General features: G+C 65.8%; 17 protein-coding genes and 2 pseudogenes. 12 read left to right on the forward strand and 7 right to left on the reverse strand.

Annotated elements, in window-relative coordinates:
• The first annotated feature begins 121 nt into the window (after positions 1–121).
• The 8 genes from IB229_RS10640 (at position 122) to IB229_RS10675 (ending at position 9,273) form a co-directional block, all read left to right on the forward strand.
• Positions 122–874 (forward strand): gamma-glutamyl-gamma-aminobutyrate hydrolase family protein, encoded by a 753-nt coding sequence (locus IB229_RS10640; protein WP_192328153.1) that lies wholly within the window; start codon positions 122–124, stop codon positions 872–874.
• 89 nt (positions 875–963) lie between these two features.
• Positions 964–2,322 carry a glutamine synthetase family protein gene (locus IB229_RS10645; RefSeq protein ID WP_192328155.1) on the forward strand — a complete coding sequence of 453 codons (1,359 nt, stop codon included), beginning with the start codon at positions 964–966 and terminating at the stop codon, positions 2,320–2,322.
• Positions 2,323–2,381: 59 nt separating this feature from the next.
• The gene (locus IB229_RS10650; RefSeq protein WP_192328158.1) at positions 2,382–3,755 is read left to right on the forward strand and encodes an aspartate aminotransferase family protein; all 1,374 of its coding nucleotides are present in this window, start codon (positions 2,382–2,384) and stop codon (positions 3,753–3,755) included.
• 123 nt (positions 3,756–3,878) lie between these two features.
• Positions 3,879–4,979 carry an extracellular solute-binding protein gene (locus tag IB229_RS10655; protein ID WP_192328161.1) on the forward strand — a complete coding sequence of 367 codons (1,101 nt, stop codon included), beginning with the start codon at positions 3,879–3,881 and terminating at the stop codon, positions 4,977–4,979.
• Between the two features lie 218 nt (positions 4,980–5,197).
• Positions 5,198–6,292 carry a polyamine ABC transporter substrate-binding protein gene (locus tag IB229_RS10660; protein WP_192328164.1) on the forward strand — a complete coding sequence of 365 codons (1,095 nt, stop codon included), beginning with the start codon at positions 5,198–5,200 and terminating at the stop codon, positions 6,290–6,292.
• A gap of 55 nt (positions 6,293–6,347) precedes the next feature.
• On the forward strand, positions 6,348–7,502 hold the full coding sequence (potA, locus tag IB229_RS10665; protein WP_192328166.1) for a polyamine ABC transporter ATP-binding protein: 1,155 nt from the start codon (positions 6,348–6,350) through the stop codon (positions 7,500–7,502).
• Between the two features lie 23 nt (positions 7,503–7,525).
• Positions 7,526–8,407: an ABC transporter permease subunit gene (locus IB229_RS10670; RefSeq protein ID WP_192329379.1), complete on the forward strand. Its 882-nt coding sequence runs from the start codon at positions 7,526–7,528 to the stop codon at positions 8,405–8,407.
• Entirely contained in the window at positions 8,404–9,273 is an 870-nt protein-coding gene (locus IB229_RS10675) for an ABC transporter permease subunit (protein WP_192328169.1), read from the forward strand. Before IB229_RS10670 ends, IB229_RS10675 begins: the two co-directional genes overlap by 4 nt.
• A 134-nt stretch (positions 9,274–9,407) precedes the next feature.
• On the opposite strand, the gene IB229_RS10680 is transcribed toward IB229_RS10675, so the two are convergent.
• Positions 9,408–11,789 carry a penicillin acylase family protein gene (locus tag IB229_RS10680; RefSeq protein ID WP_192328172.1) on the reverse strand — a complete coding sequence of 794 codons (2,382 nt, stop codon included), beginning with the start codon at positions 11,787–11,789 and terminating at the stop codon, positions 9,408–9,410.
• Between the two features lie 106 nt (positions 11,790–11,895).
• On the opposite strand from IB229_RS10680, the gene IB229_RS10685 reads away from it, so the two are divergent.
• Positions 11,896–12,948, forward strand: a complete 1,053-nt coding sequence (locus tag IB229_RS10685; RefSeq protein ID WP_192328177.1) for an AraC family transcriptional regulator — start codon at positions 11,896–11,898, stop codon at positions 12,946–12,948.
• Here the strand turns inward: IB229_RS10685 and IB229_RS10690 are convergent.
• From IB229_RS10690 to IB229_RS10700, 3 genes are read right to left on the reverse strand one after another with little or no spacing between them, the layout of a single operon-like run.
• Complete coding sequence (locus tag IB229_RS10690) at positions 12,909–14,318, reverse strand: FAD-binding oxidoreductase (RefSeq protein ID WP_192328180.1); 1,410 nt, start codon at positions 14,316–14,318, stop codon at positions 12,909–12,911. The genes IB229_RS10685 and IB229_RS10690 overlap by 40 nt on opposite strands.
• Positions 14,319–14,346: 28 nt before the next feature.
• On the reverse strand, positions 14,347–16,626 hold the full coding sequence (gene ptsP / locus IB229_RS10695; RefSeq protein ID WP_192328183.1) for a phosphoenolpyruvate--protein phosphotransferase: 2,280 nt from the start codon (positions 16,624–16,626) through the stop codon (positions 14,347–14,349).
• 11 nt (positions 16,627–16,637) lie between these two features.
• Positions 16,638–17,117: an RNA pyrophosphohydrolase gene (locus IB229_RS10700; RefSeq protein WP_192328186.1), complete on the reverse strand. Its 480-nt coding sequence runs from the start codon at positions 17,115–17,117 to the stop codon at positions 16,638–16,640.
• A 146-nt stretch (positions 17,118–17,263) separates the two neighbouring features.
• Here IB229_RS10700 and IB229_RS10705 point away from each other — a divergent pair, with 146 nt between their 5' ends.
• The 3 genes and pseudogenes from IB229_RS10705 to IB229_RS22265 all read left to right on the forward strand — a co-directional run.
• Positions 17,264–17,917: an HAD family hydrolase gene (locus tag IB229_RS10705; RefSeq protein ID WP_192328189.1), complete on the forward strand. Its 654-nt coding sequence runs from the start codon at positions 17,264–17,266 to the stop codon at positions 17,915–17,917.
• A gap of 112 nt (positions 17,918–18,029) precedes the next feature.
• A pseudogene (locus tag IB229_RS22260) lies at positions 18,030–18,554 on the forward strand (MCP four helix bundle domain-containing protein); the annotation flags it as partial.
• 90 nt (positions 18,555–18,644) lie between these two features.
• Positions 18,645–19,640: pseudogene (locus IB229_RS22265) on the forward strand (methyl-accepting chemotaxis protein); the annotation flags it as partial.
• Between the two features lie 118 nt (positions 19,641–19,758).
• On the opposite strand, the gene IB229_RS10715 reads toward IB229_RS22265, so the two are convergent.
• The 3 genes from IB229_RS10715 to IB229_RS10725 all read right to left on the reverse strand — a co-directional run bounded on the left by IB229_RS10715 (position 19,759) and on the right by IB229_RS10725 (position 24,939).
• Positions 19,759–20,973 (reverse strand): DUF5924 family protein, encoded by a 1,215-nt coding sequence (locus IB229_RS10715; protein WP_192328195.1) that lies wholly within the window; start codon positions 20,971–20,973, stop codon positions 19,759–19,761.
• A 61-nt stretch (positions 20,974–21,034) separates the two neighbouring features.
• Positions 21,035–22,669, reverse strand: a complete 1,635-nt coding sequence (locus IB229_RS10720) for a methyl-accepting chemotaxis protein (protein WP_192328198.1) — start codon at positions 22,667–22,669, stop codon at positions 21,035–21,037.
• Positions 22,666–24,939: a putative bifunctional diguanylate cyclase/phosphodiesterase gene (locus tag IB229_RS10725; RefSeq protein ID WP_192328201.1), complete on the reverse strand. Its 2,274-nt coding sequence runs from the start codon at positions 24,937–24,939 to the stop codon at positions 22,666–22,668. Before IB229_RS10725 ends, IB229_RS10720 begins: the two co-directional genes overlap by 4 nt.
• Positions 24,940–25,060 lie beyond the last annotated feature (121 nt).

Here is a 25,060-nt window from a genome sequence, read left to right on the forward strand (position 1 = left end):
CGACCGCGCGCCACGCGGTGCTCAGTGGCCTGTGTTCAATTTTTTACATCCCTATTGTGTAAAAAAATGAACAAGGCTAATCTCGGCCTCAACCTCATAACAGCAATAAAACAGGTGTTCCATGTCGCGCCTGCCGTTAATCGGCGTCACCGCCTGCAGCAAGCAGATCGGTCCTCATCCGTACCACATAGTCGGCGACAAATATGTCCGCGCCGTCGCCGTGGCTGCCGGCGGTCTCCCGCTGGTGATTCCTTCGCTGGCCGAGCTGATCGACCAGCCGACCCTGCTGGCCAACCTCGATGGCCTGCTCTTCACCGGGTCACCCTCGAACGTCGAACCCCATCATTATAGTGGCCCCGCCAGCGAGCCAGGCACGCAGCACGATGTCGCGCGTGACCAGACCACCCTGCCGCTGATTCGCCAGGCCGTGGCCGCCGGTATTCCGGTGCTCGGCATCTGCCGCGGCTTCCAGGAAATGAACGTGGCGTTCGGCGGCAGCCTGCACCAGAAGGTGCATGAAGTCCCCGGCATGATGGACCACCGCGAGCCGGAAGATCAGCCGCTCGAGGTGCAGTACGGTCCCGCTCACCTGGTGCATGTGCAGCCCGGTGGTGTGCTCTCCGGCCTCGGCTTGCCGGACGAGTTTCTGGTCAATTCCATTCATGGCCAGGGCGTTCAGCGTCTGGCGCCGGGCCTTCGCGTAGAAGCACTGGCGCCTGACGGGTTGATCGAAGCCTTCTCCGTCGAAGGTGCGCCACGCTTTGCGTTCGGGGTGCAATGGCACCCGGAATGGCAGGTACGATCCAACCCGAATTATCTCGCCATCTTCCAGGCCTTTGGTGAGGCTTGCAGGGAGAGGGCGGGGCAACGCTGAGTAGGTGAGGCAACCGGCAGGCGGAACGTTGAGGTTTCGCTAGGCTTTCACCGGTCCGCAGAAGCCGCTCTACCAACCCTGAGGTCTTTATGACTAGCAAGCTCGACCAGCTGACCAGCTGGCTGAAAGAACGCAAAATCACCGAAGTAGAATGCTTGATCAGCGATCTTACCGGCATCGCCCGTGGCAAGATTTCGCCGACCAACAAGTTCCTCGACGAGAAGGGCATGCGCCTCCCCGAGAGTGTGCTGCTGCAGACCGTTACCGGCGACTACGTCGAGGACGACATTTATTACGACCTGCTCGACGAGGCGGACATCGACATGTTCTGCCGTCCCGACGAGAACGCGGTATTCGTCGTGCCGTGGGCCATCGAGCCCACTGCAATGGTGATCCACGACACCTTCGACAAGCAGGGCAACCCGATCGAGCTGTCGCCGCGCAACATCCTCAAGAACGTGCTCAAGCTCTACGCCGACAAGGGCTGGCAAGCCATCGTCGCGCCCGAGATGGAGTTCTACCTGACCAAGCGCAACAGCGACCCGGACTTCCCGCTGGAGGCGCCGATCGGCCGCTCCGGTCGCCCGGAAACCGGCCGCCAGTCCTTCTCCATCGACGCGGCCAACGAGTTCGACCCGCTGTTCGAGGACATGTACGACTGGTGCGAGCTGCAAGGCCTGGACCTGGACACCCTGATCCACGAAGAAGGCCCGGCGCAGATGGAGATCAACTTCCGTCACGGCGACGCCCTGCACCTGGCCGACCAGATTCTGGTGTTCAAGCGCACCATGCGCGAGGCCGCGCTCAAGCACGACGTGGCGGCGACCTTCATGGCCAAGCCGATCACCGATGAGCCGGGCAGCGCCATGCACATCCACCAAAGCGTGATCGACATCAAGACCGGCAAGAACATCTTCTCCGACGATGATGGCGGCATGAGCGAACTGTTCCTGCTTTATATAGGTGGCCTGCAGAAGTACATCCCGGAGCTGCTGCCGCTGTTCGCGCCCAACGTCAACTCGTTCCGCCGTTTCCTGCCCGACACCTCGGCGCCGGTGAACGTGGAATGGGGCGAGGAGAACCGCACCGTGGGCCTGCGCGTGCCGGAAGCCACGCCGCAGAACCGCCGTGTGGAAAACCGCCTGGCCGGTGCCGACGCCAACCCGTACCTGGTGCTGGCGGCGACGCTGCTGTGCGGCTACATGGGCATGGTCGAAGGCGTCGAGGCCAGCGCGCCGGTGAAAGGTCGCGGTTATGAACGACGCAACCTGCGCCTGCCCGTTACCATCGAGAGCGCGCTGGAGCGGATGGAAGCCTGCAAGGACGCCGAGAAGTACCTGGGCGAGAAGTTCATCCGTGGCTACGTCGCGGTGAAGCGCGCCGAGCATGAGAACTACAAGCGCGTGATCAGCTCCTGGGAGCGTGAGTTCCTGCTGCTTTCCGTCTGATTGGGGCGGGTGCCGGCGCAAGACCTGCCCGGCACCCTGGTTTAATCCTGAGGTGAAGTATGACCAACCAAGCGAACAACCCGAAAACCCGTGAGTGGCAGGCCATGAGCCGTGAGCACCACCTCGCGCCGTTCAGCGATTATCAGCAGCTGCACGAGAAGGGTCCGCGCATTGTCACCAAGGCCGACGGTGTCTACCTGTGGGACAGCGAAGGCAACAAGATTCTCGACGGCATGGCTGGCCTGTGGTGCGTGGCCATCGGCTACGGCCGTGAAGAACTGGTCGAGGCGGCCAGCAAGCAGATGCGCGAGCTGCCGTTCTACAACACCTTCTTCCAGACCGCCCACCCGCCGGTGCTGGAGTTGGCCAAGGCGATCGCCGACGTGACCCCGGCCGGCATGAACCACGTGTTCTTCACCGGTTCCGGCTCCGAAGGCAACGACACCATGCTGCGCATGGTTCGCCACTACTGGGCGCTGAAGGGCCAGCCGAACAAGAAGGTCATCATCAGCCGCCTCAACGGCTACCACGGCTCCACCGTGGCTGGCGCCAGCCTGGGCGGCATGACCTACATGCACGAACAAGGCGACCTGCCGATTCCGGGCATCGTGCACATCCCGCAGCCGTACTGGTTCGGCGAGGGTGGCGACATGACCCCCGACGCGTTCGGCATCTGGGCCGCCGAGCAGCTGGAAAAGAAAATCCTCGAAGTCGGCGAAGACAACGTCGCGGCCTTCATCGCCGAGCCGATCCAGGGCGCCGGCGGCGTGATCATTCCGCCGGATACCTACTGGCCGAAAGTGCGCGAGATCCTCGCCAAGTACGACATCCTGTTCGTGGCTGATGAAGTGATCTGCGGCTTCGGTCGTACCGGCGAGTGGTTCGGCAGCGATCACTTCGGCAACAAGCCGGACCTGATGACCATCGCCAAGGGCATGACCAGCGGCTACGTGCCGATGGGTGGCCTGGTAGTCAGTGACAAGGTGTTTCAGGTGATCAACGCCGGTGGTGATTTCAACCACGGCTTCACCTATTCCGGGCACCCGGTTGCCGCTGCGGTGGGCGTGGAAAACATCCGCATCCTGCGCGAAGAAAAAATCATCGAGCGGGTGAAGGCGGAAACGGCACCGTATTTGCAGAAGCGTCTACGTGAACTGGCGGATCATCCGCTGGTGGGCGAAGTCCGCGGTGTGGGCATGCTCGGCGCCATCGAACTGGCGAAGAACAAGCAGACCCGCGAGCGTTTCCCGAGCGAAACGGGCGTCGGCATGATCTGCCGCGGCCATTGCTTCGAGAACGGACTGATCATGCGCGCCGTCGGCGACACCATGATCATCGCGCCACCGCTGGTGATCAGCAAAAGCGAGATTGACGAGCTGATCGAAAAAGCACGCAAGTGCCTCGATCTCACCGCACGTGCTGTACTGGTCTGAGGCTTGAGCGACACGCCATACCTTGCCAGACTGCGCCGGTGCGTTGGCCAGGCTCACCGGGAGGTGTGCCGCTCAGGCGGCGCGACCCCCGGATACTTCCAATGACAAATGGAGCTTACCCGCATGATCAAGACCTTCGGTAAAACACTGCTCGCCCTGACCCTGGCGGGCGCTGTGACCGGCCTGGCGCAGGCTGACGACAAGGTGCTGCACGTTTACAACTGGTCGGACTACATTGCCCCGGACACCCTGGACAAGTTCCAGAAGGAAACCGGCATCAAGGTGGTCTACGACGTTTTCGACAGTAACGAAGTGCTGGAAGCCAAACTGCTGGCGGGCAGCTCCGGTTACGACATCGTCGTACCGTCCAACCCCTTCCTGGCCAAGCAGATCAAGGCGGGCGTATTCCAGAAGCTGGATCGCGCCAAGCTGCCGAACTGGAAAAACCTCGATACCGGCCTGCTCAAGGCGTTGGACCCCAGCGACCCAGGCAACCTGTACTCGGTTCCCTACATGTGGGGCACCATCGGCATCGGCTACAACGTCGACAAGGTCAAGGCCGTGCTCGGCGACAACGCCCCGGTGGATTCCTGGGACCTGGTGTTCAAGCCGGAGAATATGGCCAAGCTGAAAGAGTGTGGCGTGTCCTTCCTCGACTCGCCGACCGAGATCCTCCCGGCCGCGCTGAACTACCTGGGCTTCAAACCGGACAGCACCGATCCGGCCGAGCTGAAGAAAGCCGAAGAACTGTTCATGTCGGTTCGTTCGTCCACCGGCTACTTCCACTCCTCGAAGTACATCGGCGACCTGGCCAACGGCAACATCTGCGTGGCCGTCGGCTACTCGGGTGACCTGTACCAGTCCAAGTCCCGCGCCGAAGAAGCCAAGAATGGCGTGAACATTCTGTACAGCATCCCGAAAGAAGGTGCCGGCAGCTTCTTCGACATGCTCGCCATCCCGGCCGATGCGAAGAACGTCGAAGGCGCTCACGCCTTCCTCAACTTCCTGATGAAGCCGGAAATCATGGCTGAAATCACCAACTTCGTGCAGTTCCCCAACGGCAACTCGGCGGCCACCCCGCTGGTTGACGAGGCCCTGCGCACCGACCCGGGCATCTACCCGAACGAGGAAGTGATGGCCAAGATCTACACCTTCCCCGACCTGCCGGCCAAGGTGCAACGCACCATGACCCGCAGCTGGACCAAGATCAAGTCCGGCAAATAACAGCAGCGACACCCTCCGGCGGGTGCTCCCGCCGGAGACCTGCCAGGAGGACACCATGCTCCAACTCCTGCACCGTCTACCGCTCAACACGAGTCCCACACAGCTCCGTGCGCGGGCGGCTGGGCGTCGTATGCAGGTTTAGGCAACGGACAACGCAGTTTTCCACCAATCCCGGTCGCCGAAGCGGCCAGTAGATCAATAAGAATGAGGACTAACGTGTGCGAATTTCCCTCAGCAAAACCCTGATCGCCGCCACCGTGACACTGGGGCTGACCAGTGCCGCGCAGGCTGCACAGACAGTGCATATCTACAACTGGACCGACTACATCGGCGAAACCACCCTGGCCGACTTCAAGCAGGCCACCGGCATCGACCCGGTCTACGACGTCTTCGATTCCAACGAAACCCTGGAAGGCAAACTGCTCGCGGGCCGCTCCGGCTACGACATCGTGGTGCCGTCCAACCATTTCCTCGGCAAGCAGATCAAGGCCGGTGCCTTCCAGAAGATCGACCGCGCCCAGCTGCCCAACTGGCAGAACCTCGACCCGGCATTGCTCAAACTGTTGGAAACCAACGACGCCGGCAACCAGTATTCCGTCCCCTACCTGTGGGGCACCAACGGCATCGGCTACAACGTCGAGAAGATCAAGGAAGTGCTCGGCGTCGACAAGATCGACTCCTGGGCCATGGTCTTCGAGCCGGAAAACATGAAGAAGCTCAGCACCTGCGGTGTGGCCTTCCTCGACTCGGCCGACGAAATGATTCCGGCCATGCTCAACTACCTGGGCCTCGACCCGAACAGCACCAACCCCGAGGACTACAAGAAGGCCGAAGCCAAGCTGCTGGCCGTGCGTCCGTACGTCACCTACTTCCACTCCTCGAAGTACATCGGTGACCTGGCTAACGGCGACATCTGCGTGGCCACCGGCTTCTCCGGCGACATCCTGCAGGCCGCCGACCGTGCCGACGAAGCCGGCAAGGGCGTCGAGATCGCCTACGCCATTCCCAAGGAAGGCGGCAACCTGTGGTTCGACATGCTGGCGATTCCGGCTGACGCGAAGAACGTCAAGGAAGCCCACGCGTTCATCAACTACATCCTCGACCCGGCGGTGATCGCCAAGGTCAGCGACTACGTCGGCTACGCCAACCCGAACACCAAGGCCGGCGAGCTGATGGACCAGGACGTGCGCACCGACGAGTCCGTTTACCCTCCACAGGCAGTGCTGGATAATCTGTTCATCTCCGCCGAGCTGCCGCCAAAAGTGCAGCGCCTGATGACCCGCAGCTGGACCAAGGTCAAGTCGGGTAAGTGAGCCTCTTTGCCCGGCCTCGCCGCCGGGCCCTATTTCGTACCGGGAGTTTTGCAAAATGGCCGTTGCGTCCAGCGCCTACAAGAAAGCCCTAGAAGGCAGCCAACAACCCAAAGAGGTGTTGGTGAAAATCGATCGCGTGACGAAGAAGTTCGACGAAACCATCGCCGTCGACGACGTCTCGCTGACCATCAACAAGGGTGAGATCTTCGCCCTGCTCGGCGGCTCCGGCTCCGGCAAGTCCACCCTGCTGCGCATGCTCGCCGGCTTCGAGCGACCGACTGAAGGGCGCATCTTCCTCGACGGTGTCGACATCACCGACATGCCGCCCTACGAGCGGCCGATCAACATGATGTTCCAGTCCTACGCGCTGTTCCCGCACATGACCGTGGCGCAGAACATTGCCTTCGGCCTCAAGCAGGATCGCCTGTCCAAGAGCGAGATCGACGAGCGCGTGGCCGAGATGCTCAAGCTGGTGCACATGACCCAGTACGCCAAGCGCAAGCCGCACCAGCTCTCCGGCGGCCAGCGTCAGCGCGTGGCCCTGGCCCGCTCGCTGGCCAAGCGACCGAAGCTGCTACTGCTCGACGAGCCGATGGGCGCCCTGGACAAGAAGCTGCGTTCGCAGATGCAGCTGGAGCTGGTGGAAATCATCGAGCGCGTTGGCGTGACCTGTGTGATGGTGACCCACGACCAGGAAGAGGCCATGACCATGGCCCAGCGCATCGCCATCATGCACCTCGGCTGGATCGCCCAGATCGGCAGCCCGGTGGACATCTACGAGACTCCGGCCAGCCGCCTGGTCTGCGAGTTCATCGGCAACGTCAACCTGTTCGAGGGCACCCTGGTCACCGACGACATCGACCACGCCGTGATCGATTGCCCGCAACTCGACAAGCCGATCTACATCGGCCACGGCATCAGTACCCGTGCCGAAGAGAAGCGCCTGAGCTACGCCCTGCGCCCGGAAAAACTGCTGATGGCCACCGAACTGCCGGCCGACCATGAGCACGCCAACTACAACTGGAGCAACGGCCACGTCCACGACATCGCCTACCTCGGCGGCCACTCGGTGTACTACGTCAAGCTGACCTCGGGGCAGGTCGTGCAGTGCTTCATCGCCAACGCCGAGCGCCGCGGCAAGCGTCCGACCTGGGACGACGCCGTGGTGGTGTACTGGGAAGACGACAGCGGCGTGGTACTGCAATCATGAAACTCTCCCGTCTGAAGCGATACCTGCCAACGGGGCGCCACGTCGTCATCGGCATTCCGTTCTTCTGGCTGTTCCTGTTCTTCCTGCTGCCGTTCTTCATCGTCCTGAAGATCAGCTTCGCCGAAGCAGACGTGGCCATTCCGCCGTACACGGAAATCTACAGCTGGGCGGAAAACCAGCTGTCCATCGTGCTCAACCTCGGCAACTACATCTTCCTCAGCGAAGATGAGCTGTACCTGGCGGCTTACCTCGGCTCGCTGAAGATGGCCTTCATCAGCACCGTGCTGTGCATCCTCATCGGCTACCCGATGGCCTACGCCATCGCCCGGGCCAGCAAGGAAATGCAGACCGTACTGCTGCTGCTGATCATGATGCCGACCTGGACTGCGATCCTGATCCGCGTCTACGCCTGGATGGGCATCCTCAGCACCAACGGCCTGCTCAACAGCCTGCTGCTGAGCATCGGCCTGATCGACGAGCCGCTGCAGATCCTCAACACCAACCTCGCGGTGTACATCGGCGTGGTCTATTCGTACCTGCCGTTCATGATCCTGCCGCTGTTCGCCAACCTGGTGAAACACGACAACAGCCTGCTGGAAGCCGCTTCCGACCTGGGCTCGAGCAACTTCAACAACTTCTGGAAGATCACCGTGCCGCTGTCCAAGAACGGCCTCATCGCCGGCAGCATGCTGGTGTTCATTCCCGTGGTCGGCGAATTCGTCATCCCCGAGCTGCTCGGCGGGCCGGAGACGCTGATGATCGGCAAGGTGTTGTGGCAGGAGTTCTTCAACAACCGCGACTGGCCGGTAGCCTCGGCGCTGGCGGTGGTGATGCTGGCGGTGCTGATCGTGCCGATCATTCTGTTCAACCGTAACCAGGCCAAAGAGATGGAGGGCCGCGCATGAACCGCCTTCGTTTCTCCACGGTAATGCTCTGGCTCGGGCTGCTGTTCATCTACCTGCCCATGCTGATCATGGTCATCTACTCGTTCAACGCCTCCAAGCTGGTGACGGTGTGGGGCGGCTGGTCGCTGAAGTGGTACGCCGGCCTGCTCGACAACAGTCAGCTGATGGGCGCAGTGATGCGCTCGCTGGAGATCGCCTGCTACACGGCGATCGCCGCGGTGGCGCTGGGCACCCTGGCGGCCTTCGTGCTGACCCGGGTGACCCGCTTCAAGGGCCGCACGCTGTTCGGTGGCCTGGTCACCGCGCCGCTGGTGATGCCCGAGGTGATCACCGGTCTGTCGCTGCTGCTGCTGTTCGTGGCCATGGCGCAACTGATCGGCTGGCCCACCGAGCGTGGCCTGGTGACCATCTGGATTGCCCACACCACGTTCTGCGCCGCCTACGTGGCGGTGGTGGTGTCGGCACGCCTGCGCGAGCTGGACCTGTCCATCGAGGAAGCCGCGATGGACCTGGGCGCCAAGCCGTTCAAGGTGTTCTTCCTGATCACCATCCCGATGATCGCGCCGTCGCTGGCGGCTGGCGGCATGATGTCCTTCGCCCTGTCGCTGGACGACCTGGTACTGGCCAGCTTCGTTTCCGGCCCCGGCTCCACCACCCTGCCGATGGAGGTGTTCTCCGCCGTGCGCCTGGGTGTGAAGCCGGAGATCAACGCCGTTGCCAGCCTGATTTTGCTGGTGGTCTCGCTGTTCACCTTCTGCGCCTGGTTCTTTGCCCGTCGCGCCGAAGAGAGCCGCAAGCGGGCGATCCTGGAAGCCATGGAGTCCACGGCCGGCGAGGTCGAGAAGTCCAACTGGAAGCCGGCGTAAGCCGCACCCGTCACCGCAATAACGACAAAGGCCACCTTCGGGTGGCCTTTGTTTTTTCAGGTGTTGTCTGGGGGGCGAACGGTGGATGACGCTCGGCTTATCCACCGACGGCCCATCAAGCGGCCACTGCCGGCCTACTTTGCCGGCGTCAGCAGCAGCGTTCCGCGGGTATTGGCCCGGACCTCTTCCTCATCGAAATGCATCGGCAGGTACTGGCCTTCGATGTACGCCTCGGCCTGGTCGGCGTAGTGCGCATCGAAGGGAGCACCGCTCTGGCCCAGCGGATTGATGCCCAGGCCGTGTGCGCCGTCGGCGAGGTCGATGAGGCGCCGTGTCGAAGGGCCGTAGACCACCGACCAGGGCGCCGGACCGACCCGGTGGGAAAGGTTGTTCGGCACTTCGTGGCCACCCGGTGCAGCGAGCGGGCCAACGTTGAACAGCCGGTCGAGCGGCTTCTGCCCGCCCAGCGGGTGCTCGTGGGTCAGGGTGTGGCCCTTGCCCCAGGTCCATTGGCTGCTGTCGGCGCCGAAGGTCTGGCGCAGGTGGGCGAGGCTGGCCTGCCACGCAGCCTTCACCGTTTCGGCACGCGTCTCCACGGCTTCGCTGTCGCGTCTGTCCCACCACGGCGAACTGGCGTCGGCGGTCAGGCGTGGCAACGCGCTGTCGAGCACGCGGGTCTGCAGCAGGCTGTCGAAGAAGGCCGCGCCCAGCTCGTCGCGCATGGCCTGGTTGGCCAGCTCGAAGGTCAACTGGTTGAACAGGGTGGCGGCCGTAGACTGCAGCGGGTGCGCGCCGTCCCAGCTGGCCAGTTGCTCGACCAGGGCGCGTTCGCCGTCGTCTGCCGCCGCGGCGCGCAGGTCGGCGAGAATCGGCGCCAGCAGGCGCGGCCCGTAGCCGGTGCCGTCGTCCAGCTGCAGCGCCTGGCTGTTGTGCAGGTCCCACTTCACCTCGGGCTGCGCCAGGCGCTGGTTGAGGCGCTCGCCACGGTCGGCGAGGTTGTAGTAGCCGGGAATCGCCACGCCGCTGGGGGACTGCGGCTGGAAGTTGGCGGAGATGATGTAGCCGCGCGGCGGGTTCTCTTCCTGTGGGTTGGCAGTGAACGGCAGGTAGCCGGGCTTGTCCGCCTCGCCGTTGCTGCCGTCGAGGATGAAGCTCGGATTGACCCCCACCGGACGCCGCGGCAGCTTGCCGGCGGCCCACCAGCCAATATCGCCGCTGGCGTTGGCGTAGATCACGTTGAGGCCGGGGGCATGGATCTTCTCGGCGGCGGCGCGGGCCTTGTCCAGGCTGTCGGCGCGGTTGAGCTGGTAGAAGGCCTCGAGGATCGGGTTCTCGGTCTCGAGGAACGCCCACCACATGGCGATGGGCGTTGCGCCGGCCTGGTCGCCCAGCGCGTCGTTGATGATCGGCCCGTGCGGCGAGCGGCGCAGGCTCAGCCTGACCGGCTCGGCATCCTTGACCTGGATGGTCTCCTCGCGGCGCTGCAGGTCGACCCACTGGCCGTTGATCTGTACCTGCTCGGGATTGTCCGGGTTGACCTTCTCGGCGATCAGGTCGAGGTCGTCGTTCTGGAACATGGTCAGGCTCCAGGCGAACTGCCGGTTGTGCCCGAGGGACGCATAGGGGTTGAGCGCCTGGTGATGACCGTACAGCTCGAAGCCGGGGTAGCTGAGCTGCGCCTCGTACCACACCGCCGGCGCGGCGAAACGGATGTGCGGGTCGCCGGCCAGCAGTGGCTTGCCGCTGGCGGTACGGCTGCCGGCGACGGCCCAGGCATTGCTGCCCTCGAACTGCGGCAGGCCGGCGTCGACCAGCGCCTGCTGGCTGAGCCGCGCCAGGCTGTTCAGCGCCTGCCAGTCGTCGTTGCCAAGACGCTGGCCGACCGCGCCGCCGGGGTGCCAGTCGAGGTCGAACACGCGTAAGTAGTCGGCGCCGAGGCTGTCGCGCACATGGGTCAGCACCGGCTCGGTGCGGAACGCGGCGGCGAAGCTGTAGGCCATGTAGCCGGCGACGGACACCGTATCTTCGAGGGTGAAGGGGCGTTTGCTGATGCCGAGCAGGTCGAACTCGAGCGGCGCCGGGCGGCCGTCCTGGAACTGGTTGATGCCGTCGAGGTAGGCCTGCAGGGCTTTCACCGCCGGGCTGTTGCGGTCCAGCGTGGCGGTGTAGCGGTCGGCATGCTCGCGGATGCCGAGGGTGCGGAACAGGCGGTCGGTGTCGACCAGCTTGGCGCCGAACACCTCGGCCAGTTCGCCGCGCGCCAGGCGCCGCAGCATTTCCATCTGGAACAGGCGGTCCTGGGCGTGCACGAAGCCCAGGGCGCGGTACATGTCGGCCTCGTTCTGCGCCTGGATATGCGGCACACCGCGCTCGTCGTAGCGCACGCTGACGGGCGCCTGCAAGTTGGCCAGGCTCAGGTTGCCATCGCGCACCGGCTGCTTGCTGTGGCCGTACCAGGTGGCACCAGCGGCGACCGCGGCAATCGCCACGGCGAGAAGGGTCAGGCTGCGTTTCATCGGTGTACTCCTTGTTCTTGTACGCGCATTCTGGACAGCCGACGGGTGGCGATCATTGACCAAAGGTCAGTTGGCTGGAATTCTCCGGTCAATAAAAGGAGATTGCATGAACCCACTCGCGAGCGAGTCCTGGCCGACCTCGCCCCTGACCCATTCCGCCACGCTGCGCCGTCTGCTGTACGAGGGGCTGGCCGAGCTGGGCTTCGACCCGGCGGCGATCTACCGCGGCACCAACCAGTACCGGCGCCTGGTGCCACCGCCGATGGAAGGGCGGCTGAGCCACGACGAGGCGCCGCTGTTTTGGCTGGCCGCCGACCGCCTGACCGGTGACCCGGACATCGGCCTGCACCTGGGCGAGGTGATGAAGCCACGCCTGCTCGACGTGGTCGGTTACCTGCTGCTGGCCAGTCGCGACCTGGATGAGGCGCTGCGTAGTTTCCTGCGCTTCCAGCACATCCTTGCCGGCGGCTTCGTCGCCCAGCTGCAAGTGGAGGGCGAGCAGGCGCGCCTGGTGCTCGACCTCAACTACCAGGCCTTCGCGCCGTTGCGCCAGCAGATGGAATGCCTGGCGCTGCTGTTCCTCAAGCTGCTGCGCTTCATCACCGACGACGAATTCCATATCGTCGCCCTGGCGTTCCGCCATCCACGGCCGCGGCGCCTGGGCGAGCACCGCCGTCTGTTCGGCCTGCAGCCGAGCTTCGCCTGCGCTCACGACGCGCTGCACTTTCCCGCGGCGCTGCTCAAGCGCCCGTCGCGCACGGCCAATCCGGGTCTGCATCGCCTGCTCTGGCAGCACGCCGAGGAGCAGTTGGCGCAACTGGTGGAGAACGACCTGCTCAATCGCCTGCGCTACCTGCTTGGTGTGCGCCTGGGCCAGGCCGATTGTTCGCTGCAGGCCTGCGCCGGCGAACTGGGCTTGAGCGCCGCCGCGCTGCAGCGTGGCCTGGCCGCGCAGAACAGCACCCTGCGCCAGGTGCGCGAGGCAGTGCAGCAGGCGCGGGCCCATGAGCTGTTGCAGGCCGGCCAGGCGATCCGCGATGTCTGCCGCGCCTGCGGCTTCGCCGAACTGTCGCCGTTCTACCGCGCCTTCCGCCGCTGGTACGGCATCGCCCCTGATGCCTATCGGGCCAAGTTGCTGCCGGAGGGCGCGGCCGGGTAGTAGGCGTCCCACAGGCGGTTGCGAAACTTGTAGGTGGGGTCGAGGCGAGCCTTGAGGGCGAAGTAGGCTGGTGCGCGTGGGTAGGCGGCGAGGAATTGTTCGCGGCTGGCGTGGATCTGGTACGGCAGGTAGTAGCGCCCCTCGCAGGCCAGCGCCGCGGCGATCAGGTCGCGGGTCCAGGCGGTGGCTTTGGCGCGTTCGACATCGCTCGTGCCCTGGCGGTAGTACAGCACCAGGGCGAAGACTTCCTGCGGTGCCCAGGCCAGCAGTGTGCCGGGGTCGGCCTTGGCGTGGCGGATCGAGACGTTGATCAGGTTGGCCTGGTGCTGGTGGGTCAGCCGCGCCAGTTCGGCGACGAAGTGCTCCAGCTGCGCTGGCGGCACGAAGTATTCCTGCAGTACGTAGCTGAAGTCCGCGGTGGAAATAGGCTCCAGCTCGCGCACGTCGAGGCTGGCCTCGTGGTTGCGCCATTGCACCTGATGGGCGCGGTACAGCAGCGGGTCGAAGGCCGCCTCGCGCAGCTTGAGGCCGGTGGCCGACGCCGCGGTGAGGCGGATGCCGGTCTGCTGCACGCGGTAGCTGCGATCGGCCGGCGTCAGTCGTGCGGTTTCGGTCAGCGGCTGCTCGGTGCGCCGGTAGGACACCGCGCGCACCGTGTCGAAGTCGCCGGGGTAGAGCAAGCCGTTGTGCATGACCAGTTCGTCATCGCCGGCCACGTGGCGGTAGAACCAGGCGCGGTAGTCGCTCAGTGGCATGACCTGGCTTTCACGCAGCAGGCGGCTGTTCTCGGCCAGGCCCAGGGTTGCCTCGACGATCACGCCGAGGCCGCCGTAGCCGCCGATGGCGCCGTAGAACAGCTCGGCGTTCCGTGTCGGGCTGGCCTCGACCACCTGGCCGTCGGCCAGCACCATCTTCAGTGCACGCACCGAGCCGACGATGGCACCCTCGCCGACGTAGCGGCCGTGCACGTTGACCGACAGCGAACCGCCGACGCTGAAGTTGGCGTAGGACTGCATGATCTGCGGCGACAGGTCATGGGGGTCGATGTATTCGAGGATCTTGCGCCAGGTGATGCCGGCCTGCACGCGGATTTCGCGGCGCTCGGCGGAGAACGCCAGCACCTCGTCGAAGTCGCGCATGTCCAGTTGCAGGGCACCGTCGCTGGCGGTCTGCCCGCCCATGCTATAGCGCCCGCCGCCGATGCTGATCGGCCCCGGATGCTGGCGTACTGCGTCGACGATCTGCTCCAGGCGCGTGGGCGCGAGAACCTGCGCGACGCGGATCGGATTGAGGCCGGTGATGTCGTTGACGATTTCGCTGGCGCCGACCGGCAGGGCGGTCAGGGCCAGGCAGAGCAGGAAAGCGCGCATGAACGGTCCTTGTTCGGGGCGCCGGCGGTCAGTTCTGGATGGTGGCCGCCGGGTTGATCACACGGCCCAGGCCGAGGTTGCGCAGGGCCAGGTGCAGGGTGCTGTGGATGACCTGCGGATTGTCCATGCGCATCAGCTGGGCGAGGATCTCGTTCGCTTTGCTCAGGCTGATCTGGCGCAGCAGCCACTTCACCTTGGGCAGGTTGGTGGCGTTCATCGACAGGCTGTCGAAGCCCATCGCCAGCAGCAGCACGGCCGCGGCCGGGTCGCCGGCCATCTCGCCGCAGATGCTCACCGGCTTGCCTTCCAAGGCGGCGCCCTCGATCACCAGGCGCAGTGCGTGCAGCACCGCCGGGTGGAGGAAGTCGTAGAGGTCGGCGACCCGCGGGTTGTTGCGGTCGACCGCCAGCAGGTACTGCGTCAGGTCATTCGAGCCGACGGAGAGGAAGTCGACCTGACGCGCCAGATCGCGCACCTGGTAGACCGCTGCGGGAATCTCGATCATCACGCCAACGGGTGGCAGCGGTACGTCGACGCCTTCGTCGCGCACTTCGCCCCAGGCGCGGTGGATCAGGTGCAGCGCTTCTTCCAGTTCCTGCACGCCGGAGATCATCGGCAGGAGGATGCGCAGGTTGTTCAGGCCCTCGCTGGCCTTGAGCATGGCGCGCACCTGGACCAGGAAGATCTCCGGGTGGTCGAGGGTGATGCGGATGCCGCGCCAGCCGAGGAAGGGGTTGTCTTCCTTGATCGGGAAATAGCTCAGCGCCTTGTCGCCGCCGATGTCCAGGGTGCGCATGGTCACCGGCAGCGGGTGGAAGGCGGCCAGCTGCTCGCGGTAGGTGGCCAGCTGTTCCTTCTCGCTGGGGAAGCGCTCGCCGTTCATGAATGGCACTTCGGTGCGGTACAGGCCGACGCCTTCGGCGCCGCGCTCCTGCGCGCGCTTCACGTCGGCCAGCAGGCCGGTGTTGACCCACAGGGGCAGGCGGTGGCCGTCGAGGGTCTCGCAGGGCAGCTCGCGCAGGGCGCTGAGGCCCTGGGCCAGCTGGCGCTCTTCCTCGACCACTTCGGCGTACTGCTTGCGCAGCAGCTCGCTGGGGTTGGTGAAGACTTCGCCGTGGTAGCCGTCGACGATCAGCTGGATGCCGTCGACCTTGGAGTAGGGCAGGTCGACCACGCCCATGACCGTGGGAATGCCCATGGCCCGCGCGAGGATGGCGACGTGGGAGTTGCCCGAGCCCTGCACCGAGATCAGGCCGACCAGCTTGCCTTCCGGCACCTCGCCGAGCATCGCCGGCGACAGCTCCTCGCTGACCAGGATGGTGTTGTCCTGGTACACCAGGTTCTGTTTGCGCTCTTCCTGCAGGTAGGCGAGCAGGCGGCGACCGAGGTCACGGATGTCGGCGGCGCGCTCGCGCAGGTACGAGTCGTCCATCAGCTCGAAGCGTTTGACGTGCTCGTTGACCACCTGGCGCAGGGCGCCCTGGGCCCATTGCCCGGTCTTGATGATCTTGGTCACTTCGCTGCCGAGGGCGGCGTCGTCGAGCATCATCAGGTAGACGTCGAACAGCGCCCGCTCCTCCGGGCGCAGCTGGGTCGCCAGCTTGGCCGACAGGCGATGCATGTCGGCGCGCACGCCTTCCAGGGCGTTGCTGAACAGCTTGAGTTCGGCGGTGATGTCGTCGATCGGCTTGTCCGGCACCACTTCCAGGTCGGCCGGTGGCAGCACCACCACCGCGGTGCCCACTGCGGCACCGGGCGCACCGGGCACACCGACGAAGCGCGCCTCCTGGATGCCTTTGCCCTGCTTGCCGAGGCCGCGGATCGAACCGGTGGCTTCGGCGTGGGCGATAACGCCGGCGAGCTGCGCGCTCATGGTCACCAGGAAGGCCTCTTCGCCCTCGTCAAACTGGCGGCGCTCCTTCTGCTGCACGACCAGAACGCCCATCACCCGACGGTGGTGGATGATCGGTGCGCCGAGGAAGGAGGCGTAGCGTTCTTCACCGGTTTCCGGGAAGTAGCGGTAGCGCGGGTGCTCGGAGGCGTGTTCGAGGTTGAGCGGCTCTTCGCGCGTGCCCACCAGGCCGACCAGGCCTTCGTTGGGCGCCATGCTGACCTTGCCGATCGAGCGCTTGTTGAGGCCGTCGGTGGCCATCAGCACGAAGCGGTTGGTTTCCGGGTCGAGCAGGTAGACCGAGCAGACCTGGCTGCCCATGGCCTCTTTCACCCGCTGCACGATGATCGTCAGCGCCGCCCGGAGATCCTTGGCGGCGTTTACTTCCTGGACGATCTTGCGCAGCGTGTTGAGCATGCTCGTTTCCGTCAGTCGCGCGCCAGCAGGCGCGGGGCTAATTCCTTGAGGGCACGGCGGTAGACTTCACGCTTGAAGGTGACCACCTGGCCCAGCGGGTACCAGTAGCTGACCCAGCGCCAGCCGTCGAATTCCGGCTTGCCGGTCAGGTCCATGCGTACCCGCTGCTCGTCGGAGAGCAGGCGCAGGAGAAACCATTTCTGTTTTTGCCCGATGCACAGCGGTTGGCTGTGCGTGCGCACCAGGCGTTGCGGCAGACGATAGCGCAACCAGCCCCGGGTGCAGGCGAGAATTTTCACGTCCTGCTGTTCGAGGCCCACTTCTTCGTTGAGTTCCCGGTACAGGGCCTGTTCCGGCGACTCATGGGGGTTGATGCCGCCCTGCGGAAACTGCCAGGCATCCTGGTTGATCCGGCGTGCCCAGAGCACCTGGCCGACATCGTTGGTCAGGATGATGCCGACATTGGGGCGGAAACCATCGGAATCGATCACGGCATAGCACCTTGCAAAACGCGTATTTCGGCATTGTTCCACAAAGCCCTTTAACGCAGCAAACGCGCGGTTCGGCCGATGGGCAGTGCGTCTTAAAGCGGCTATTCTGGGCGCCATTTTTCGCCTCAGTGAAGCGGTACCGACACGTGCGCCTAGCCCTTTTCGATCTCGACAACACCCTCCTGGCCGGCGACAGCGACCACAGCTGGGGTGAGTTCCTCTGCCAGCGCGATCTGGTCGACGCCCGCGAATACCGGGCGCGCAACGATGCCTTCTATGCCGACTACTGCGCCGGCAAGCTCGACGTGGTGGCCTACCAGAACTTCAGCCAGGCGATTCTCGGTCGTACCGCACCGGCGCTGCTGGCGCAGTGGCAGGCCGAATTCATGCGCGACGTGATCGAGCCGATCATCCTGGCCAAGGGCGAGGCGCTGCTGGCGCAGCACCGCGAGGCCGGCGACAAGCTGCTGATCATCACCGCGACCAATCGCTTCGTTACCGCACCGATCGCCGCGCGCCTGGGCGTGGACACCCTGCTCGCCACCGAGTGCGGCATGCAGGACGGCCGCTACACCGGCCAGACCACCGGCGTGCCCTGCTATCAGGAGGGCAAGGTGGTGCGCCTGAACCAGTGGCTGCAGGAAAACCGCTACAGCCTCGAAGACAGCTACTTCTACAGCGACTCGCGCAACGACCTGCCGCTGCTGGAGCGGGTCGCCCACCCGGTCGCCGTCGACCCCGACGACACCCTGCGCGCCGTCGCCGAGCAGCGCGGCTGGCAGGTGCTGTCCCTGCGCTGACACCGCACCGTTCAGGCCGCGCGAGCCTTCCTATCTATATGCAGGGCTCGAAGTGCAGGTGCGCGCGCACTGGCTAGACTCAGCGAACCCCCTCTTGCTTCGGGAGTTCGCCATGTTCCTGCGTTCGTTCAGTGTCGGTCTGCGCAATACCATCGGTTTCGGGGTGCTGACCCTGATTCTGCTGTGTACCGGTGGTGTCGCCCTAGGTCAGTTGTCCAGCCTGCGTGGTGATCTGCTCGAAGTGAAGGACGTGTGGATGCTCGGGCTGGACCTGATGGGCAAGATCAAGTCCGATCGCCAGCAGATCCGTCTCGACGAGAACGAGGCGCTGGCCCAGCCCGAGGAGCTGGCGGCGCTGCGCACGGAAATCACCATGCTCGAGCAGCGCGTGCGTGGCAACGACGATGCCTACGCCAAGACCATCATCCTCGACGAGGATCGCCGCCTGTTCGATGCCTACCACAGCAAGAGCAAGGCCTATGAGCAGAGCCTGGAACAGGTGCTCGCGGCCCTGGCCGCCGGCAAGCCGGAGCCGGCGCTGACGGAGCGCTCGGAAAAAGATTTCGATGCACTGATCAGCGCCCTCGACCAGCTGATCGCGCTGAACAACAAGGGCGCCGAGGATGCCGGCAGTCGTGCGGAAAAGAGCGCCGATGCGGCAACGGTGACCTTCAGCCTGATCCTCGGGGCGGCGGTGATCTTCACCGTGGCCGCGGCCTGGCTGCTCAGCCGCAGCATCACCCAGCCGCTGGCGCAGCTGTCGGCGTCGGCGCAGCGCATCGCCGGCGGCGACCTGACGCAGCCGGTGAGTGCCGATGGCAACGACGAGGTCACTCAGGTGCAGCGCTCCCTGGGCGGCATGCAGAACACCCTGCGCGACACCCTGCAGAACATCCAGAGTTCGGCCACGCAGCTGGCCTCGGCCGCCGAAGAGCTGCATGCGGTGACCGAGAATTCGGCCCAGGGCATTTCCCGGCAGAACGACGAGATCGAAATGGCTGCCACCGCGGTCACCGAGATGTCGGCGGCGGTAGACGAGGTGGCGCGCAACGCCAATCACACCTCCGACTCGTCACGCGAGGCCGAGCAGACCGCGCACAGCGGGCGCCAGCAGGTGAGCACCACGCGCAGTACCATCGAGCAGCTCAGCGAGCGCCTGCAGATCACCTCCAGCACCATCAGCACCCTGGCCGAGGAAGCGATTTCCATTGGTCGCGTGCTCGAGGTGATTCGCACCATCGCCGAGCAGACCAACCTGCTGGCGCTGAACGCCGCCATCGAGGCCGCGCGGGCCGGTGACCAGGGCCGCGGGTTTGCCGTGGTCGCCGACGAGGTGCGCGCGCTGGCCCAGCGCACGCAGACCTCGACCCAGGAAATCGAGCGAATGATCAGCGCGATCCAGAACGCCAGCCAGGAGTCGGTCAGCGCCATGGCGCAGAGCAGCGAGTACGCCACGCGCAGCCAGTCGATGGCGAGCGAGGCGGACAACGCGCTGCTGGTGATTTCCGAGCGGGTCAGCCAGATCAACGAGATGAACCTGGTGATCGCCAGCGCCGCCGAGGAGCAGGCGCAGGTGGCGCGCGAGGTCGACCGCAACCTGGTGGCGATCCGCGACATTGCCGCGCAGAACGCCACAGGCGCGCACCAGACCTCGGTGGCCAGCGATCAGCTGGCGCGGCTGGCCAGTGACCTCAACGGAATGGTGCAGCGCTTCCGCCTGTAGCGCTGTGCGAGCCCCTCGGCGCTAGTCCTCGTAGGGCGCGCCGTGCGCACCAGAGGTCGTCTGCGGGCTCGCTGATGCGCACCGCCTGGGCGGCCCCGCGAGCCCTACGGGATTGCGGTTACGGCGTTGGTGCGGCGGGCTCGCTGGCATCAGCGGGCGATGCCGCTGGCGTGTCTGGCCCAGGCTCCGCGGCGTCCGCAGCTGGCTGCTCTTCCTGCTTCTGCTGCACCTCGGGCTCGGCCGGTGGCGCTTGCGTGTCTTCCTCTGGCGCGTCGCCGCGCAGGAAATTGTGCAGCGGGTTGGTGTTGGTCGCCTCGCCGGCACCGGTCACGCTGAAGCGCAACGTGCCGATCTGCTGACCGGCTTCGGTCACCACCCACACCTGCCAGTCGCCCTCGGGGTTGCCGGGGAAATTGCGCTTGTGCGTCCAGGCGCGGTAACCGGCCTTACGCCCGCCGTGGATGTCCAGGGCGATGCGGTCGACCACCTCGTCGTTGTGCCGCCACACGTGGTAGATGCGCTCGTCCAGCCCGCGCGGGGCGTTGATCGCGGTGTAGGCATAGAGGCCGTTGCTGCGCAGCTGCATGGCGTCGATCTGGCGCAGGGTCTCGCCTGGCGCGCGCGAGGCGTTGTCCATCTGCGCGGTCACCGCCACTTCGGTCAGCCACAGGGTTGCCGGCGGCACCCACGGCCGCGCCAGCCAGCCGACGCCGCCGAGCGCGGCGATCAGCCCGCACAGGGCCAGCCAGCGCCAACCGCGGCGAATGTGCAGCGAACTGGCCAGGCTGGGGAACGACAGCAGCAGGGCGGCGGCCAGGGCCAGGCGGTAGCTCTCGGCAGTGGTCAGGTGGACGATCAGCGGCAGCGCCGTGAGCAGCACGGCGAACAGGGTCAGGGTGTGGTAGCCGAGGTACATCCAGCGGCGCCGGGCCAGCCAGCGGTAATACAGCGGGTCGACGATCGCCACCAGCGCGGCGAGCCCGAGCAGGCTGGTGAACAGCGCCTGGCCGCTGTTCCAGGCGGTGGTGACGAAGAAGAACGGCAGGACGAAGAACAGACTTTCCTGGTGGATCAGCTGGGTCACGTAGCGCAGCACCACCGGCGGTACTTCCAGGCCCAGCCAGCGCGCGGCGCTACGTGTGAGCAGGCTCTCGAAGAGCAGCCAGACCCAGCTCAGCAGCATCAGCACGGCGATCACCCGGCCGACGCCTTCCTGACGGTCGACCAGGATGAAGCTGGCGATACCGGAGACGAAGCCGAACAGGGCGATCAGCCCGGGGTAGCGCTTGAGCAGGTTGAGCAGGCGAAGCAGGAGCAGTTTCCAGTGCGTCATGGGCAGGGATAGAAACGCGGCGGGGGGCGGGCATGATCGCACGCCGCGCCGGCTGCGTTAATCACCGACCATCCGGGCTCGCCAGTGGGGCGCCTGCGCTGGCGGCCTGGGCGCCGCGTTGCCGGCCGCGGAACTGCTCGACCAGCAGCTGCAGGCGGGCGGCGAGGTCGGCGACATGGTCGGCGCTGCTGCGGCTCTGCTGGCTGGCGACGACGTTGCGCTCGCTGGCCTGGCGAATGCCGCAGAGGTTGAGCTGGATGTCGTCGCCGACCGTGCTCTGCTGCTCCACCGCCGTGGCGATCTGCAGGCTCATGTCACTGATCTGGCCGACCCGACGGTTGATCCCGCCGAGCGCCTGGGCGGCCTGCAAGGCCTGTTCGACGCTGGCCTGGGCGCGGTCATGGCTGCGGCTCATGGCGGCCACGGCGTCGCCGGCGCCCTGTTGCAGGCTGCTGATGATGCGGTGGATCTGCGCGGTCGATTGCTGGGTGCGCGAGGCCAGGCCGCGCACTTCGTCGGCGACCACGGCGAAGCCACGCCCGGCATCGCCGGCCCGCGCGGCCTCGATGGCGGCGTTGAGGGCGAGCAGGTTGGTCTTGTCGGCGATGCCCTTGATCACGTCGAGCACCTGGTTGATCTCCTGGCTGTGCTGCTCCAGCTGGCGGATCACGTTGTTGCTTTCCTGCACCTCGTCGGCCAGCGAGGCGATCAGCTGGCGGCTTTGCTCGACCAGGCGCAGGCCGCTGCCGGTTTCCGCGTCGGCCTCGCTGGCGGCGCTGGCGCTGAGCTGCGCGTGGCGCGCCACGTCCTGCACGCTGGCGGCGAGCTGGGCGATGGCACTGGCGACCTGGGCGGTTTCGTCCTGCTGCTCCAGGCTGGCCTGGTTGCTGCTGTCCAGCGCGGTGGCGAGCTGGTCGGCATTGAGGTGCAGCTGGCAGGCGGAGTCGGCGATGCGCCCGACCACCGAGCGTGCTTCGGCTTCCAGGCTGTGCAGGGCGAAGGCGATCTGCCCGAAGCCGTCGCTGCGCCCGGTGTAGACCCACTGGCTCAACGGGTTGTGGTTGATCGCGCGGGCCTGGCGTTCCAGTGCGGCGACCGGCTGCAGGCCGTGCTGCAGAATCAGGGCGAAGCCGCTGGCGATCAGCGCGCCGGCGCCCAGCAGCGGCAGCAGCGGAGCCACGCCGAGCACGCCGAGCAGGCCACTGCCGCCCAGGCTCAGCGCCGCGCCATACAGACCCAGGCGCTGGGCCAGCGACAGGCGTGGCGCGTGCAATTGTGGCACGTTGCGCCCGGCGCGCAGCGCGGCGTAGGCCTGCTCGGCACGGGCGATCCAGGTGGAGTCGGCGCTGGTGCGCACGGACTGGTATTCCACCACCTGGCCGTTGCGCAGCACCGGCGTGGCGTAGGCGCTGACCCAGTAGTGGTCACCGTTCTTGCAGCGGTTCTTCACCAGGCCGAGCCACGAGCGCCCGGCCTTGAGGGTGCGCCAGAGGTCGGCGAAGGCCGCCGGCGGCATGTCCGGGTGGCGCACGATGTTGTGGCTGCTGCCGAGCAGCTCGGCTTCGCTGAACCCGCTGATGGCGGTGAAGTCCGGGTTGGCGTAGGTCAGCACGCCCTTGAGGTCGGTGGTGGAGAGGATGTTGGCGTGCGGGTTGACCGAGAGACAGCGTTGGGTAACCGGCTGGTTGATCTTCATGGTTGTACTTCCGAGGTCGTACTGGGGGCGGTAGCGTGGGTGGTGGGCTCCGGCAGCAGGCACCAGAGCCCTTCGAAACAGTCTTCGCCGCTGAACAGGCGCTGCAGCTCGGCGGCCGGGCGCGGGCGGCTGAACCAGTAGCCCTGGGCCAGGCTGCAGCCTTCGCTGCGGAGGAATTTCAGGTGTTCTTCGCGCTCCACGCCCTCGGCGACCACTTCCAGGCCGAGGCTGTGGCCGAGGCCGATGATCGCGCGGCTGATGGCGGTCAGTTCCGGGTCGGCGGGGGTGGCGCCGATGAAGCTCTTGTCGACCTTGAGGATGTGCAGCGGGAAGCGCTTGAGGTAGCCGAGCGAGGAGTAGCCGGTGCCGAAGTCGTCCAGCGCCAGGCGCACGCCGAGGCTGGCCAGCTCGCGCAGGGTGATCAGCGTCGCGGTGCAGTCGCGCATCAGCTGGCTCTCGGTGATTTCCAGGGTCAGGCTGGCCGGCGGCAGGCCGCTGTCGAGAAGGATGTCGGTGAGCCGCGCGACGAAATCCTCCTGTTGCAGCTGGCGGCTGGAGAGGTTCACCGAACACTGCAGCTGCGCCTGCCCGGCCAGTTGCCAGGTTCGCACCTGGCGGCAGGCCTGTTGCAGCACCCACTGGCCGACCTGGAGGATTTCCCCGGACTCTTCCAGCGAAGGAATGAACTCCAGCGGCGAGACCAGCGTGTCGCCGCGCTGCCAGCGCAGCAGGGCCTCGACGCCGATCAGGCGGGTGTTGTCCGGGTCGATGCGGCAGATCGGCTGGTAGTGCAGGACGAATTCGCGACGGTGCAGGGCCTGGCCGAGGGCGCTTTCCAGGTCCAGCTGATGGCGTGCGGCGGCCTGCAGCTCGGCGCTGTAGAGGGCGAACTGCGCCTTGCCGGCCTGCTTGGCGCGGTACAGGGCGAGGTCGGCGGCCTGCAGGGCGTCCTGCGAGTCGGCGCTGGCCTCCAGCGGGGCGATGCCGATGCTGGCGCTGACCACCAGGGTCTGCTGCTCCAGGTGCAGCGGCTGGTGCAGGCTTTCCAGCATGCGCTGGGCGACATGCTCGGCGTCGCTGGCATGGGCCAGGTCGGCCAGCAGCACGACGAACTCGTCGCCACCGAAGCGCGCCAGGTGATCGCCGGGGCGCAGGCACTGGTTGAGGCGGCTGCCGACTTCGATCAGCACCAGGTCGCCGACATGGTGGCCGAGGCTGTCGTTGATCAGCTTGAAGCGGTCAAGGTCGATGAACAGCAGTGCGGCCTCGCGTGCACCGCTCTTGGTCAGCTGTTGCAGGGCCAGCTGCAGCAGTTCGTCGAGGCGCAGGCGGTTGGCCAGGCCGGTCAGCGGGTCGTGGCGGGCAGCGTGGCGCAGTTGCTGCTCCACGGTCTTGCGCGTGCTGATGTCGGTCTGCGAGCCAGCGATGCGACGCTGGCCGTTGTGGTCGGCCTCGGCCACGCCGCGGGTTAGCACCCACAGGTACTCGTCGGTGGCGCGGCGGATGCGGTATTCGTGATGCAAAAACGGGCTGTCGCCGTTCAGGTGTGCGTCGATGGCCTGACGCAGGCCGGGCAGGTCGTCCGGGTGCACGCGGCAGAACCAGCTGGCGCTGCCTTCGCCGAGGCTGTCGCGGCTGAGTCCGAGCATGCCCGCCCAGCGCTCGGAGACGTACAGCCGGTCGTGTTCCAGGTGCCAGTCCCAGATGCCGTCGTTGGCCCCGCGCAGCGCCCGGGCGAAGCGCGCCTCGCTGTCCTCCAGGGCCTTGCGCTGGGCGGCGGTGTAGGTGTCGATGGCCAGGGTCATGTCGAAGAACACCGCCTTCAGCAGGCTGGCGTAGATGGCCATGCTGCGCGGGTCGTCGAACAGGCTGGCGAGCATCTCGTCGAGGTACAGGCGATAGCCGCCCAGGTACCACTTCAGCTCGACGCCGGCGATCTGGTGGATCAGGCCGATGCGCAGGCGACTGTCGATGTAGTCGCCGTTGTAGGGGCCGTGCCACAGGCGCTGGTAGTAGTCGAGCTGGCTGTGCTTGAGGCGCGTCAGCACGCCGGGGCCGCCGAGCATGCTGGCCGGCCCGGGGAACGCGCCCAGGTGTTGGTACAGGCGCTCGACGAATTCGCGCTGGGCCTGCTCGGTGGCTTCGGCGGCGGCGTTGAGGTTGGCCGCATCGGCGCTGCTCCAGTCGAGCAGGCGGCAGCGTTCTTCGATCTCGTGGCGGTCGAGGGTGATGCGGCGCATCAGTTCCCTGAGTACTTCGACGGACTCCATGTGTGTGACCCTCAGTGGCTATTTTTTGCAGGCACAAAAAAAGCGCCACCCGGCAGCCCCCTTCCGTAAGGAGGGGTCAGCCAGTGCGGCGCTTCGTCTTGCAGGCCCGTACGTCCTGCCC

Source organism: Pseudomonas sp. PDM14 (assembly GCF_014851905.1).
Taxonomy (GTDB): domain Bacteria; phylum Pseudomonadota; class Gammaproteobacteria; order Pseudomonadales; family Pseudomonadaceae; genus Aquipseudomonas.

Bases quoted from the DNA above. Each gene is read 5' to 3' on its own strand.
- IB229_RS10640 (WP_192328153.1), top strand. From the start codon at position 122: ATGTCGCGCCTGCCGTTAATCGGCGTCACCGCCTGCAGCAAGCAGATC.
- IB229_RS10645 (WP_192328155.1), top strand. From the start codon at position 964: ATGACTAGCAAGCTCGACCAGCTGACCAGCTGGCTGAAAGAACGCAAA.
- IB229_RS10650 (WP_192328158.1), top strand. From the start codon at position 2,382: ATGACCAACCAAGCGAACAACCCGAAAACCCGTGAGTGGCAGGCCATG.
- IB229_RS10655 (WP_192328161.1), top strand. From the start codon at position 3,879: ATGATCAAGACCTTCGGTAAAACACTGCTCGCCCTGACCCTGGCGGGC.
- potA (WP_192328166.1), top strand. From the start codon at position 6,348: ATGGCCGTTGCGTCCAGCGCCTACAAGAAAGCCCTAGAAGGCAGCCAA.
- IB229_RS10675 (WP_192328169.1), top strand. From the start codon at position 8,404: ATGAACCGCCTTCGTTTCTCCACGGTAATGCTCTGGCTCGGGCTGCTG.
- IB229_RS10680 (WP_192328172.1), bottom strand. From the start codon at position 11,789: ATGAAACGCAGCCTGACCCTTCTCGCCGTGGCGATTGCCGCGGTCGCC.
- IB229_RS10685 (WP_192328177.1), top strand. From the start codon at position 11,896: ATGAACCCACTCGCGAGCGAGTCCTGGCCGACCTCGCCCCTGACCCAT.
- IB229_RS10690 (WP_192328180.1), bottom strand. From the start codon at position 14,318: ATGCGCGCTTTCCTGCTCTGCCTGGCCCTGACCGCCCTGCCGGTCGGC.
- ptsP (WP_192328183.1), bottom strand. From the start codon at position 16,626: ATGCTCAACACGCTGCGCAAGATCGTCCAGGAAGTAAACGCCGCCAAG.
- IB229_RS10715 (WP_192328195.1), bottom strand. From the start codon at position 20,973: ATGACGCACTGGAAACTGCTCCTGCTTCGCCTGCTCAACCTGCTCAAG.
- IB229_RS10720 (WP_192328198.1), bottom strand. From the start codon at position 22,669: ATGAAGATCAACCAGCCGGTTACCCAACGCTGTCTCTCGGTCAACCCG.
- IB229_RS10725 (WP_192328201.1), bottom strand. From the start codon at position 24,939: ATGGAGTCCGTCGAAGTACTCAGGGAACTGATGCGCCGCATCACCCTC.